Here is a 14,342-nt window from a genome sequence, read left to right as displayed (position 1 = left end):
ATGGGTGTTAGGAAGTTCTTGCATATCTTCTTACCTCGTTTCTTGGTCGATTTGAGGTTAGTATAGCAAGAACTTTCTTTTTTTGCTTGATTTAACTTTTTTAACTAGCACTAAGGGTATATACACTGTTAAAAAGAAAACACCATCTAAACCCTTTAGCATCAAGGGTTTAGATGGTGTTTTCTTCCGAACAAGTGTAAAAGTCAGGAAAAATAGTGCAATTTAACAACCTTAAAAAGCCAAAATAAACTGCTGAAAAAGACTTGAATCTTTTCCAGCAGTTTATTTTGGCTTTTTTATCAATACATCTGGTTCAATTTGATAACTACGAAGCAAAAACCACTATAAGATAACAATAGAAACAAGAAAAATAAAGTTTTTCAGTCCATCATTCATAACATCTCCTCCTATAGTTTACAATACCATATTATGAAAATGTTTTTAAAAAAAACATTACATATTAATCAAAAAAATCGTCTCTCACACCACTAGTTACCGCTCTGGGCAGAGATGGTACATACTTGAAAATAGGCAACAAGCTTTGTACCTACTTCAAATTTTTAGTTAGCAAAATAAATAAGAATTGGTAGAAGTATAGATAGTACCGCCAGAATAGCAATAATTAATAACCAAAACTTTCTTTTCTTTAAGGAAACATTTAGTTCAGTTTGGTAGATACGAAATATAACCCCCCATAAGATAACAATAGCAACAAGAGAAATAAAGTTTTCCAATCCAAAATTCATAACATCTCCTCCTGTAGTTTACAATACCATATTATGAAAATGTTTTCAAAATTTTATTAGTCCTTTGACAAAAGACTTCCCAAGAAAAGAACTAGAAATAACGGTGTAAAGCATAGCTGATGCACAGTGGATGTTTCGAGCCACGTAGACAGCTAAGCCAGTGAGACCTAGGCTCACTGCGGTTCCACCATTCTCACTTCTAGTTCTTTTCTTGGGAACTCTTTTGCCGTACTGACTAGATGGATTTTTGTCAGCCCTATAATTAATAAAAAAGTTAACAAAGTTCACTAAACTATATATAGCAAAAATCGGTTACCGAAGCATCTCTTCCAGTAACCGATTTTTCATAATTAAGATTAAATATTCTCCCCGTTGCTAGCAATCACTTCTTTATACCAGTCAAAGGAGTCTTTCTTAGAACGTTCCAGGCTACCATTGCCCTCATTGTCCTTGTCTACATAGATAAACCCATAACGTTTCTTCATCTCACCTGTACCAGCAGAAACCAAGTCAATACAACCCCAAGGCGTATAACCAATTAAGTCAACTCCATCTTCTACCACAGCTTTCTTCATTTCCTTAATATGAGCTTGTAGATAATCAATCCGGTAAGGGTCATGAATGGAGCCATCCTCTTCTACTTGGTCAATGGCACCAAAACCATTCTCAACGATGAAGAGCGGTAGGTGGTACATATCTTGGAACCAGTTTAGGGAGTAGCGTAGGCCTTCTGGGTCAATCTGCCAGCCCCAGTCACTTGCTTCTACGTGAGGGTTTCTAACCAAGTCTTTGGTCTCGTCGTATTCGTAAGAGCCATCACTAGTTTCATGTCCCTTGATGGCAAAGGACATGTAGTAAGAAAAGCCAATATAGTCAACCGTGCCCATAACTAGGGTTTCCAAGTCTTCGGCACTAATATCAAATTCATAGCCTTTTGATTCCCAATACTTGAGAATAAACTTAGGATAGTAACCGTGTACGTGAACATCTGTAAAGTAGTAACGCATTTGCATAGCCTTTTGCGCCTTGAGAATATCTCTTGGGCTGCAAGAATATGGGTAAATAGGACACATTGCAATCATACAACCAATTTGTAAGTCGGGATTGATAACATGACCAATGGCTACAGCTTTAGCACTAGCCACCAATTCATAATGCGCCGCTTGATACATAACTGGCTCGCGGTTTTCACCTTCTTCATAGACAATCCCAGAGTTGGTAAATGGTGCAAAATCATCATGGAAGTTAGCTTGGTTATTAATCTCGTTGAAGGTCATCCAGTACTTTACCTTATCTTGGTAACGCTCAAAACACACTTCAGCAAAACGAACAAAGAAGTCAATCACTTTACGATTGCGCCAGCCACCATATTCTTTAACCAAGTGAAAAGGCATTTCAAAATGGGACAAGGTGATAACAGGTTCAATGCCATGTTTTAAACATTCGTCAAATAGGTCATCGTAAAACTGTAGACCTTCCTCATTTGGTTCTAATTCATCACCGTTTGGGAAGATACGTGTCCAAGCGATAGAGGTACGGAAGCATTTGAAGCCCATTTCCGCAAAGAGTGCAATGTCTTCTTTGTAGCGATGGTAAAAGTCAATCCCCTCATGGTTTGGGTAATATTCCCCTTCTACAACACCATCTGTAATCTTACGAGCGACACCATGTCGGCCAGCTGTCATTACGTCTGCAACGCTGACCCCTTTGCCGCCCTCTTTCCAACCACCTTCTAATTGATGGGCCGCTACTGCGCCACCCCATAAAAATCCGTCTTTAAAGGTACTCATTTCTTTTCCTCCTTATGGTCTTCTTGTTTTTCGATAAGTTTGAATTTTTGCCATGGTTTGATATTTTCTAACAGGAATATTTCTTCTTCTGGGATACGAGCTACCAGATTAGCTTTGCCATCACTAACATACTCATGCAAGACGACAAATAATTCACCTGAATATCTTGGGTAAAGTGAGTTATCAATCACTACATCCCCGGGATGCAAAATTGGTGGATTGTTATGTGGCACAAAATCATGCTCTTTATAGTCTAAACGACTTTGAGAGGAGCGTAAGAAGTACTCTGATTGGTCTCCACGGTTAACATGTAGTTTGTCTAAGACGATTTCTTTTTCGACTGGGCTGACATCTGCTTCCAATTCAACGGTTAAAGATAAGCAATAGGGATCTACTGCGGCTAAAGCAGCTAACTCTTCCTCACTAGCAAAGGCATTGCCGATAATCACATCATCGATTAAGTTGGTTTGCCACAAGTCTCTAGCCTGCAAATCAATTGGCCAATCCCTATGACGTTCTACCGTACATAAGCCCTCATTGACAGGCCAAGGCCCCGTATCCGCAACTGCAGAGTTAACGAAGGCAGCTGTTCTCAGATTGTGTTCCTTATAAAGTCGGCTAGTGTTTAAGAAATGTTCCCAACTTAAACCAGTTCCCCTATGAGGATAAAAATTATGGCAACCAACTAGAAAATTTTTATTAGGTTGGTAGCTCAAGATATTTGTTAAAGACTGGTTTCCAGCGCTACAATTGAGTTCAATCAAGAGCCGACTTGGGTCAAAGGTCATCAGAGCTTCCTCAAAACCAGTGAATCCCATATCCAAGCGAATGCCATCAAAACCAATCTCTTTAAAAAAAGAGAGGTCTTGAATGCTCAAGTCAAAAGCCTTAAAGACTTCCGGATTCACGTCTCCAATGACTTCAAACCCTAATTGGTGAGCTGCTTGCGTCATTTTTTTGAATTCATCAATGCTTTTTTGTGGGTTCTCATAATCAACAGACAATAAACAAGTAAAAATTCTTGAGTAACCGTAAGAAGCTGCTCTTTTTAAATAGTCTATAATATCCTCCACAGAACTATGGTTAGGATATACAGAAACACCAAGTTTTCTCATATGATCATTCCTTCTTTCTTTTGTCAAATGGATTTGGCAAACTTATCTCTATACCTTAATGATAATAAAAAAAGCTGGAAAATGATAGCGATTTCCAGCTTTTTACTTTGATAGATTTTCCACAGTGTTCCTGAAAATCTATCATTCTTGAATATTTAGTTTAATCATAGCTAGCCAACAGACGGCTGATGCGCTTTAATCCTTCTCTTAACACTGGTTCTTGAGCACAGTAACCTAGTCTAGCAAAGCCCTTCATATCATAGGCTTCACCGGGTACCAACAAAACTCCCTCTTCTTCTAACAGCTGCAAACAAAATTCTTTGGAGCTGATAGGAATATCCAATTGAATAAAGGAGGTGGAAACCATTTTAGGGCTAACTAGGTTGACACGCTTCTCTTGGGCTACCCATTCTTCTAGGATTTTCAAATTATCAGCAACAATTTTCTGATTGCGTTCTTTGATTTTGTCCTTATTTTTAAGAATATGAACGGCAAGGGCATCATCAATAATTCCACAACAAATCAAGGTATAGTCGCGGTATTTTCTGAACAGGTCTGCCAGTTCCTTATTAGTAGCCGTCCATCCAATTCGAATGCCCGGAACGGAAAATGATTTGGACAAAGAATTGGTCGAGATACCTCTGTCATAAATATCAGCAATGGCAACAAAATTATCTGCATCATCAAATGGTGCATAGACTTCATCTACTAGAATATAAGTTCCAAAAGGTCTGACAAAATCCACCAGTTTTTGCAAATTTGTTTTATTTATCAAGGTACCCGTCGGATTATTAGCAGAATTCAAACAAATCATCTTGGTATTCGGTCTAATCAATGCCATCAATTCGGTCAGTGGCAGTTCCCAATTGGAATCCTGCGACAAATAGACCGTATCCACTTTAGCGCCAAAAGAACGTGGAATATCGACCAATTGTTGATAGGTTGGTAAAACACTAATCACATGGTCGCCTGGTTCAATTAAAGCATAAAGAGCCAGGAAATTGGCACCAGTAGCACCGTTCGTTTGCAAGATATTATCAACATCTACATTCTGATATAATGCTGCCACTTGTTCCTTAAAGTCAGGTGAGCCTTCAATGTGGCCATAGTTCATCTTAGTTTTGCCTAAGTCTTCAAAAAAATCTGTCACACTAGTACCATCTAATCCAATAATTTCTTCTAGCGTCATGGATGCAACAGTGGACTGCGCTAAATCATAGTTTGCTTTTGTCTCATACTCATTTAACCACTCTTCTACACCAAAGGCTTTTATTTTCATAGTTATTCTCCTTTACTTTTAGAATCTAGGGTTCACATTTTCAGGCTTGCTAGCCCATTCCTTAAACGTAATCACATCTTTAGGAGGAACCTGATACTCACCAATCTGCTTTTCCATCCAAATGGTATCAAACCACTGACCCAGCTTATAGCCAGCTGACTTGAAGTGACCAATCTTTTCAAAGCCTAACTTTTTGTGCAAGTTTATGCTAGCAGGATTGGGATCGGTAATGCAGGCAACTAGAGATAGAATCCCCATTTCCTTTAGAATAGTCTCTAAAGTTTCATAAAAGGCTTGTCCATCTCCTTTACCCCGAGCAGCTTGATCAAGGTAAATGGTTGTTTCCACCATCCATTTGTAGGCCTCCTTGCCATAATACACTCCGGCATAGGCATAGCCAATTATCTTTCCTTGCCTTATGCCAACCAAAAAAGGATAGTTTTCTAAAGTCCTTCTAATCTTTTCTTGAAACTCTTCCTGACTTGGCACTTGACAATCAAAGGTAATGGCTGTTGTTTCTACATAAGGTCTATAGATTTCTACAAGTCTAGTGGCATCTTCGGGTCTGGCAATACGTATTTCTAAGGCATCCTGATTCATCATCTCAGCTCCTTTTACTGGTCTTTTAAGGTTGCAAGAAAATCTAAGGCATCTTGAAAGGTTTTTACTGGGACAATCTGCATAGTTGATCCAATTTCTTTGGCGGTTTCTAGGGCTTCTTGGTAGTTACTTTTTATCTGTGGATTGTATTCTAACAACTCTTCATTAATCTCATCATCTGGTGCAAAGAAAATCTTAATGCCTGCCTTGTCTGCTGCGACCACTTTCATATCAATGCCACCAATCCGACCGACTGTCCCATCTAAAGACATGGTTCCTGTCCCAGCAATAACATGACCACGAGCTAGATTTCCACCGCTTAACTGGTCATAAGCTTCCAGAGTAAAGATAAGTCCGGCAGAAGGCCCGCCAACCCCTCTATCATCAAAGTTGACTTTAGGGTCAGTGGTGATAACAGTGTGGTCAACCAATTGGATACCTAAAGCAGCCTTTTGATTGGATGGGTTCTCCATAGTAGCCGCTGTAGCTTGATGACTTTGTCCATCTCTTTCATAAGTCACACTTACCTCTTGACCAACCGATAAGCCTTGTACATAAGCAATAAAATCAGCAGAACTATCAAATTCCTGCTGGTCGATGGCTGTTACCAAATCACCGATTTGTAGCTGTGAACTAAAGTTTGAGCCTTCGATAAAGCTCATGATATAGATGCCTTTAAACATAAGGTCAGCTTTCTTTTTAGCATAGTCAAAAGCGACTTTAAGGGAATTGTTTTTAGCGCTCTCCATATAGTAGGTCTGCAAAAGATTGTATTCTTGGTTATTGGATTGGTCTCCGTAAAACTCCTTTTCCGTCACCAAGGTATGGTGAGGCAAAATCGAAAAGAGTGAAGTAAATAGGGTGGCTTGTTGAATACCAACTGTAGTTACTAGAAATTGCCCCTTTTGCTGATTTCCATCTGTAGTAGCTTGTTCTACAGTCATAAAATCCGCCGCATTCATTGGGCTACCGGGAACTTCAAGAATGTAGGGTATGGGTAAAAATACAATAACGGCTAAAGCAAGCAGTCCGAACAGCCATTTTTTTAATGGGATTTTTTGTGACCTTTCATCTTGTCTTCTCATAACTACTCCTTACTGGCGCTCGGTATGTAGGTTCCGCTTAACGTCATTTTTATACTTGTCATAGATAGCCTTCTCTACTACTGGCGGAACAAAGAGAGAAATATCTCCTCCAAAAAGAGCAATTTCTTTAATCATACTGGAACTTAAAAATCGATAGTGCTCCGCAGCAATCAAGACCACCGTTTCAATAGATGAATTTTGTGTTTTATTCAAGGTGGCTATATTGCTTTCATACTCAAAGTCCTGCGTGTTACGGATACCTCTTAAGATAACATTTGCACCTATAGAGGCAGCTACATCGACCGTTAATCCTCCCGTGTGGCGAATAATCGATACATTGGGAATGTCCTTCAAAGAATCTTTGGCCAAGGCAATTCGTTCTTCAATCGAAAAAAGATTCTTTTTAGAAGAATTAAAGGAAATGGCGATGACCACCTCATCATAGAGTTGACTAGAGCGACGAATCAAGTCAATATGACCATTTGTAATGGGGTCAAAGCTTCCAGGATATAGTGCGATACGTTTCATTAGTCTTGCTCCTTCCATTGGTAGAAAACGAGTGCTGTCATACCATATTCCACACGGCGATACTGCTCCATTCGAGAAATTTCTTCAGCAAGGTGGTCACTCTTATCTATCTCTGCCACAATAATAGCTTGATTAGTCAATAAATCTAACTCTACTAAAGTCTGAATATCTTTTTCAACCTCTTGAGCTTTATAAGGGGGATCCAAAAACACTAGTGAAAATGGATTTTCTTTAATATCTTGCTGATGCATCTTGACTAGTTTTCTAGCATCCCCTGTCATCAAGGTGAACTTTTCTTCTTCCTTCGTCATGGCAAGGTTTTGTTTAATGGTTTCAATAGCTTGACGGTTTCGTTCGAAAAGAAGGGCCTCATCCATACCTCTGGAAACAGCTTCAACAGCAATAGCGCCACTTCCGGCATACATATCTAGAATTCGTCCACCATCAAAATAAGGACCAATAATATTAAACAGTGATTCTTTGATTTTGTCCGTTGTTGGACGAGTGTTTGTCCCTGGAACAGCCTTTAAGTTTCGACCACCATATTGCCCAGATACAACTCGCATGGCACACCTGCTTTCTATTTTTTTAATCTCAATTGGGTACAAGCCCATAATCAATAATAAGATCTGTTAACCATAAAAGAGTCTCCAGCTTAATTGGGGGAAATAGGAGTGTATCAGCATAGCTGACGCACATTGGTTGTTTCGGCTTTAGCCAGTTACAACTCACGTGGACAGCTAAGCCCTAAGACCTTGGCTTAGGGCGGTGCCCACCCTTTTGATTTCCGCCAGATAAGCTGGAGACTCTTTTTTATAAAAACAATTGTCATTCAGCCTCAAACATTATCCAAGAGATGTCTGCTTTTCCAATTGGTCTTTTTGGTGTTGCTCTTTTAGTTCGGGTAAAATTTGTGTAAAATCCATTCGAACCTCAGGGCGGTAAGATGGTTCCACTTTGCGAACAAAATGTAATTTGTTTAATTTTTGTGTGATTGCCTCAACTTGATCTTGATCCACATAGAGATAGACATACTTGAGACGTTTGGAAATGTAAGTTACATAACCAAATTTCTTAATAGCCTTTAATTGCTTAAGTGTGTACATCCAAACAATTAATGCCTGTCTTTCAGTTACTTCCATAGTTCAACTCCTATATTTGGGACATGGGTGGTGATTCGACAGCAGTGGATTACCAGCGTCAACCTTGATGGCTGGTGAAACCGAAGCAGATATCTCTCGACTTATCCAATCAAAGATATTCTGTAAATCAGTTTCTGCCAAATGAAAGTTATAAACTTTCTCTTGCATATCCAACTGCTTCTTTTCACGAATCAATTGCAGTTTTTTTTCATGATATTTTGGTGAGGTCCTATCATATTGTTCGATTAGGAGAACTTCATCCCTAAGCCTACAAAATGATTGGATTTGCTCTTGAAGCTTTGGATCGTCATAATACACTTTCTTTGCTACAAGATAGTCTTGATACACTGGGCTGGTTTTCAGATATTGGCACAAATTATCAAGTCTTTCTTCCAACTGAAATAATTGTTCTGAGTCCATAGCCTATTCCTCGTTTCATCCTAATAATTCCATTAACAGGTCACCATTTTGTAGTAAATCACCATCTTTGACATAGAGTGCATCGATTCTGCCGTCTTTATTGGCTTGAATAGTAGTCTCCATCTTCATGGCCTCTGTGATAATTAGGGCTTGCCCTTTAGTCACTGTTTGACCCTTTTCTACCAAGACTTTTAGAACTGCTCCTGGCATAGTAGCACCTATATGTGCTGGATTGGTTGGTTCAGCCTTTTTGCGAACCAAGGCTGTTCCTTTAATACTTCTATCTTTGACAATAATTTCTCGACCTTGTCCATTGAATCTGAAAAACATGATGCGATTGCCTTCAACATCTGGTTCTCCAATTTGGATTAGTTGAATATTTAAAACCTTACCGGGAGCGTATTGGATTTGAATAGACTCTCCTTGTCTCATTCCTGAGAAGAAAGTTGGAGTGTCAATTAAATAGACATCGCCAAACTCTTCAGCTTTCTTTTGATAATCTAAAAAGACTTTTGGGTACATTAGGTAGCTCAAGACTTCTTGAGGACTAGCAGTTCTACCCAATTTTTTTGACAAATCTTGTCTAACTTTATCAAAGTCTACTGCTTCCATTAAAAGTCCTGGTCGTTTTGTGATTGGTTTTATTTCTTTTAACACCAGTTTTTGTAATTCTTGAGGAAAGCCTCCAATCGGTTGACCTAGATCTCCTCTAAAGTAAGAAATGACTGAATCAGGGAAATCAAGATTACCTCCCTTTTCAAAGAGACTTTCTTCATCCAAATTGTTTTGCACCATAAAGAGTGCCATATCGCCAACAACTTTGGATGATGGTGTCACTTTGATAATATCTCCAAACAAGAGATTTACTCGGTGATACATGTCTTTGATGACATCCCATTGTTTTTCTAAGCCTAATGAAGTTGCTTGTTGTAGAAGGTTAGTATATTGACCTCCTGGCATTTCATGATGATAGACTTCTGTTGTTGGGCTAGTTGTTGACTTATCAAACATGTGGTAATACTTGCGAACAGACTGCCAATAGTGATTGATTTCTTCCGCATTATGGATAGAAATGTCTGGCTGTCTTGAAGAACCGTCCAAAGCATAATAAAGGCTCTCTAGACTTGGTTGTGAGGTGCCACCACTCATAGAACTCATGGCTAGGTCCACCACATCTACGCCCGCCTCGACCGCTTTGGATAAGGTCATGATACCATTTCCACTAGTGTCATGAGTGTGCAATTGAATTGGTAGAGAGACTGATTCTTTTAAGATGGAGATTAACTCGTAGGCGGCTTGTGGTTTAAGAAGTCCCGCCATATCCTTGACAGCAATCATATGAGCACCGGCTGCTTCCAATTCCTTAGCTAAGTTTTTATAGTAATCCAAGGAGTACTTTTGTCGCATAGGATCCATAACATCTCCCGTGTAACAAATAGCCGCTTGGGCAATCTTACCTGAGTCACGAACAGCTTGAATACTTTTCTCCATTTGGGGCAGCCAATTTAGACTATCAAAAATTCGGAAGACATCCACTCCACTCGCAGCCGCTTCCTTGATAAAAGCTTCAATGACATTATCTGGATAATTGGTATAACCGACTGCATTAGAAGCTCTAAAGAGCATTTGCAAAAGAGTATTGGGCATAGCTTGTCGGTATTCTTTCAACCTTTGCCAAGGGTCTTCCGTCAAGAAACGGTAAGCCGTATCAAAGGTTGCTCCACCCCAAACTTCTGCTGAAAATAGATTTGGTAGGGCCTTTTCATAGAGTGCTGCTATTTTAGTGAGGTCTTGACCTCTCATGCGTGTCGCTAAGAGACTTTGATGGGCATCTCTAAAGGTGGTATCTGTGATAAGGGTACGCTTTTGACTTTTTACCCACTGACTTAGAGCATCGGCACCATCTGAATCTAGAACGAATTTTGCGTTTTGTTTTTGTGGAACTTGTTCAAGGTTACTTGGTAGCATTGCCTGTGGGATGTATTCTTTTACCTTTTTATCAAGGCCAGGATAGCCATTGACAGTGATTTCAGAAATATAGGCCAGAGTTTTATTCCCTCGGTTACTATCCTTAGGGAAGACGAAAAGTTCAGGACTAGAATCAATAAAGGTCGTTTTAGCCATACCACTTTGGAAGGTTGGATGGGCAATAACGTTCTTCATGAAAGGTATATTGGTTTTAACACCACGAATCCGAAATTCAATTAAGGCACGTTCCATGGTGGTTACCGCTTGTTCAAACGTTCTACCAAAAGAACAAACTTTTACCAGTAGAGAATCAAAATATGGTGTCACAATATTTCCTTGAAAGGCATTTCCAGCATCCAAACGAATCCCAAACCCACCTGGCGAGCGATAAGTATTAATCCTACCGGTATCTGGTAAGAAATTATTCTCAGGATCCTCAGTGGTCACTCGACATTGAATGGCAGCACCTGAATAATGCAAGTCTTCCTGCTTAGGAATTCCAATCTCCTTATGCAAGTCTTGTCCAGCAGCAATACGTAATTGCGCTTGAACAATATCAATCCCCGTAATTAATTCGGTAATGGTATGTTCCACTTGAACACGTGGGTTGACCTCGATAAAGTAGAAGGTATCACCGTCAAGGAGGAACTCTACAGTACCTGCATTTAGGTAGTTGATTTCTTTCATAAATTTAGCTGCGGCATGGCAAATACGGTCCCGCAATTCGTCAGAAATAGAAAGACAAGGCGCCACTTCAACAACCTTTTGATGCCGTCTTTGAACAGAACAATCTCTTTCATACAAATGAACTAGATTGCCATACCTATCTCCTAAAATTTGTACTTCAATATGTTGTGGATTTTCGATGTATTTTTCAACATAACAGTCTGATGAACCAAATGCTTGTTGAGCTTCACGTGCGGCTTCTTGGCTTAAAGCAGCCACTTGGTCTTTGGAGCGGATAATCCGCATCCCACGACCTCCACCACCTAAGGCAGCTTTGACCATAATCGGATAGCCATATTGGTCTGCAAATTCATAAATATCTTCGACTGACTCAACTACCCCATGAGAACCAGGAATAGAAGCTAGACCAGCTTTAAATGCTGCCTCCTTAGCCTTTATCTTATCTCCTAGAATCTCAAGCTCTGCCATTTTTGGCCCGACAAATGTGAGTCCCTCTTCCTGACATCGCTTAGCAAATTCCAGATTTTCTGATAAAAATCCATATCCAGGATGAATAGCATCCGCTCCACTTTCTTTAGCGATACAAATAATATCTTCAATATCTAGGTAAGCTTCAATTGGTTTTTTACCTGCTCCAACTTGATAAGCCTCATCCGCCTTAAAACGATGTAAAGATTGGTCATCCTCCTTGGCATAAATGCCTACTGTTGCTAAGCCTAATTCCTTGGCTGCACGGAAAACTCGTATTGCAATCTCACCACGATTTGCCACTAAAACTTTTTTCATGAAACTACCTGCCCTTTTCTATAGAGTTTGCCATGTTGCTAACAAATTTTTGGTCCATCCGAATAACACACTGTACCATACCAATCCCAATGCTTAATGCCAGAAAACTAGAACCACCATAACTAATAAATGGTAGTGGAACACCTGTGATTGGTGCTAAACCAAGTAAAGCACCTATATTGATGCTGGATTGAACCAGAATCATGGCGCCAACACCAATACAAACAAGCTTAGAAAACAGTAGCTTGCACTGGATACTTTGCCTAAAGATAAAAATAATCAAACTAAATAAAACAGCCAATACCACGAGAACCATAATAACACCCATCTCTTCCCCAATAATCGCTAGGATGAAATCGGTATGAGCCTCAGGAAGAAAACCTGTTTTTTGAATAGACGTCGCTAAACCAGTACCGGTTAAGCCACCCCTAGCCAGAGCCAGATAGCCTTGAATAGCTTGATAACCATCCCCTTGTGCATCAGCCCAAGGATTATGAAAAGAAGTCAAACGACCAATCTGGTATTGCATAATGGGAAGATTTTCAATCCAACTTTTTGGCAAATAAGTAAGACCATATGCCACAACTGAAAAAACTCCTAAACCAATTGGGTATTTTAAAGGCACTCCTGATGAAACAAACTGGATTAAAAATATTAGGATCAGAATTAAAAAAGTCCCAAAGTCAGGTTGTGCTAACACGAATAGAAAAATTATGGCAGCCATACTAGCTGGCCAAGCAATATATGCCAAAATTTTTGAGTCAATCAACTTTTGATTAACACTATAGAAATAAGCACCAGCCCATATAATAAATAATTTTGCAAATTCAGAAGGTTGCAGTGTAAATCCGCCTATACTAATCCAACTTTTAGCACCATTTATCGGACTGGTAAATAGTACGATAATGAGCAACAGTATGAGAATAGCAAAAACACCGAACAGTGCCCATTTTTTTTGTAGAATATATTCACCTAAATACGAGACTAACAACATCAGGCCCATCCCGACTAGGACAAAGATAAATTGTTTGTAGAAATAGGACTCAGCGCTATTAGTTTCTGCTAAAGAAAAGAAGGAACTGGCGCTATAAACCATAATTAATCCAAATAAGGATAGCAATAAATATGGAATCATAATGTAGGGATCAAGGTTTAATTTATCTAGTATTCGTTTCAAAAAAAGACCCCCTTTATTTATTTTTTGTTTTTTCGTATATTTCAGTATAGACATCGTTGAGTGAATGCTCTAAGTCACTCATTAAACGGTGACCTGTCTCTTTATCAATAACTTCTATCATAACAGCATACTCAACTTGCTTGGAAAAACCATACAATTGTGTATCCACTACCTCCTCAAAGGCTGGACATTGCGTCAAACACAGGTGATTGCGTTGACTATGAATCAGGTGATATATTTTTTCTGCATTCTTTTCTAAGACTTCTAATGCACTCATTTGATCAGATCTATGTGCCATTACATACATCTCCTTTATCATCATTTTCTCAGAACATTATACCACAGAAATGTGAATTCTATACCCTCTTGTAGAAAGTTTAGTAAGGGCTTAAGGTATTCCATGAAAAAATCGGTAGAAAGAATCCTCCACCGATTTCTGGCAATCATTTTATTCAATTTAAGTTCATCAACACAATTTGACGGATAACCTTTTTTGTTAGAAAGGTGTTGATGAGTTGATTACTAAACCTTATACTGTAGTTGTGATTGAGCCACGAACCACAACACCCCCAAAACTCAACTAAGAAAGAGGATTCACAAGGTACAAAATACAAGAATGGAAAAGTGGAAAGCCAACAAAAAGAAGCCCAATTATTGCGAACTAACAGAGTTATAATAACTACCACAATTATAACAACTCTATTAACAACAATAAGGCTTCTTATTGACCTTCTAGGTTAGTACCCTATTCAAAGGTTAAGGGCTTATATAGCCTAAGTTCTTGACATCCTTTGAGTTAATTATACTATAGAAAGGATATGAAGGCAATGACAGAAGTTAAAAACAAAGGCGGTAGACCCCCTACAGGCTTAAACAGAACTAAGATGTTAGGAAATCGTTACACTATAGAAGAAGTAGAAGAGATTAGAGAGATAGCAAGAACCGCAAACATGACTATTACAGACGCTATTCTGCAAGCCCTACGGAATGAATTTAAAAAAACAAAATAAAGAACTCGG

The 14,342-nt window shown here is 39.1% G+C and carries 14 protein-coding genes; 1 reads left to right on the top strand and 13 read right to left on the bottom strand.

All coding sequences use genetic code 11. The features are described from left to right. Positions 1 to 560 precede the first annotated feature (560 nt). The 13 genes from NPA36_RS08865 to NPA36_RS08805 all read right to left on the bottom strand — a co-directional run bounded on the left by NPA36_RS08865 (position 561) and on the right by NPA36_RS08805 (position 13,621). A complete protein-coding gene (locus NPA36_RS08865; RefSeq protein WP_256945771.1) occupies positions 561 to 746 on the bottom strand; it encodes a hypothetical protein in 186 nt (61 codons plus the stop codon). A 356-nt stretch (positions 747 to 1,102) separates the two neighbouring features. Continuing rightward, complete coding sequence (locus tag NPA36_RS08860) at positions 1,103 to 2,536, bottom strand: 6-phospho-beta-glucosidase (RefSeq protein ID WP_256945770.1); 1,434 nt, start codon at positions 2,534 to 2,536, stop codon at positions 1,103 to 1,105. Further along, a complete protein-coding gene (locus tag NPA36_RS08855; RefSeq protein ID WP_256945769.1) occupies positions 2,533 to 3,651 on the bottom strand; it encodes a DUF871 domain-containing protein in 1,119 nt (372 codons plus the stop codon). The genes NPA36_RS08860 and NPA36_RS08855 overlap by 4 nt, the downstream gene beginning before the upstream one ends. A 160-nt stretch (positions 3,652 to 3,811) precedes the next feature. Next, on the bottom strand, positions 3,812 to 4,930 hold the full coding sequence (locus NPA36_RS08850; protein ID WP_256945768.1) for an aminotransferase: 1,119 nt from the start codon (positions 4,928 to 4,930) through the stop codon (positions 3,812 to 3,814). Positions 4,931 to 4,948: 18 nt separating this feature from the next. Then, positions 4,949 to 5,533 (bottom strand): GNAT family N-acetyltransferase, encoded by a 585-nt coding sequence (locus NPA36_RS08845; RefSeq protein WP_256945767.1) that lies wholly within the window; start codon positions 5,531 to 5,533, stop codon positions 4,949 to 4,951. Positions 5,534 to 5,544: 11 nt separating this feature from the next. Continuing rightward, positions 5,545 to 6,615, bottom strand: coding sequence for a SepM family pheromone-processing serine protease (locus NPA36_RS08840; RefSeq protein ID WP_256945766.1), 1,071 nt, complete (start codon positions 6,613 to 6,615; stop codon positions 5,545 to 5,547). 9 nt (positions 6,616 to 6,624) lie between these two features. After that, positions 6,625 to 7,143 (bottom strand): pantetheine-phosphate adenylyltransferase, encoded by a 519-nt coding sequence (gene coaD / locus NPA36_RS08835; RefSeq protein WP_256945765.1) that lies wholly within the window; start codon positions 7,141 to 7,143, stop codon positions 6,625 to 6,627. After that, complete coding sequence (rsmD, locus tag NPA36_RS08830) at positions 7,143 to 7,709, bottom strand: 16S rRNA (guanine(966)-N(2))-methyltransferase RsmD (RefSeq protein ID WP_256945764.1); 567 nt, start codon at positions 7,707 to 7,709, stop codon at positions 7,143 to 7,145. Before rsmD ends, coaD begins: the two co-directional genes overlap by 1 nt. Positions 7,710 to 7,988: 279 nt before the next feature. Beyond that, positions 7,989 to 8,285 (bottom strand): YlbG family protein, encoded by a 297-nt coding sequence (locus tag NPA36_RS08825; protein ID WP_256945763.1) that lies wholly within the window; start codon positions 8,283 to 8,285, stop codon positions 7,989 to 7,991. Between the two features lie 3 nt (positions 8,286 to 8,288). Next, a complete protein-coding gene (locus tag NPA36_RS08820; RefSeq protein WP_256945762.1) occupies positions 8,289 to 8,705 on the bottom strand; it encodes a YlbF family regulator in 417 nt (138 codons plus the stop codon). A 15-nt stretch (positions 8,706 to 8,720) separates the two neighbouring features. Next, entirely contained in the window at positions 8,721 to 12,146 is a 3,426-nt protein-coding gene (locus tag NPA36_RS08815; RefSeq protein WP_256945761.1) for a pyruvate carboxylase, read from the bottom strand. A gap of 4 nt (positions 12,147 to 12,150) precedes the next feature. Further along, the gene (locus NPA36_RS08810; protein WP_256945760.1) at positions 12,151 to 13,323 is read right to left on the bottom strand and encodes an FtsW/RodA/SpoVE family cell cycle protein; all 1,173 of its coding nucleotides are present in this window, start codon (positions 13,321 to 13,323) and stop codon (positions 12,151 to 12,153) included. Between the two features lie 13 nt (positions 13,324 to 13,336). Beyond that, positions 13,337 to 13,621 carry a YlaN family protein gene (locus tag NPA36_RS08805; protein WP_256945759.1) on the bottom strand — a complete coding sequence of 95 codons (285 nt, stop codon included), beginning with the start codon at positions 13,619 to 13,621 and terminating at the stop codon, positions 13,337 to 13,339. 529 nt (positions 13,622 to 14,150) lie between these two features. Here NPA36_RS08805 and NPA36_RS08800 point away from each other — a divergent pair. After that, complete coding sequence (locus NPA36_RS08800; RefSeq protein WP_256945758.1) at positions 14,151 to 14,333, top strand: hypothetical protein; 183 nt, start codon at positions 14,151 to 14,153, stop codon at positions 14,331 to 14,333. The last annotated feature ends 9 nt before the right edge of the window (positions 14,334 to 14,342 follow it).

This window comes from Granulicatella seriolae, from assembly GCF_024543085.1.
Taxonomy (GTDB): Bacteria; Bacillota; Bacilli; order Lactobacillales; family Aerococcaceae; genus Granulicatella; species Granulicatella seriolae.
Note: the sequence above shows the minus strand (reverse complement) of the source record. Positions and strands in the feature narration are given on the sequence as shown.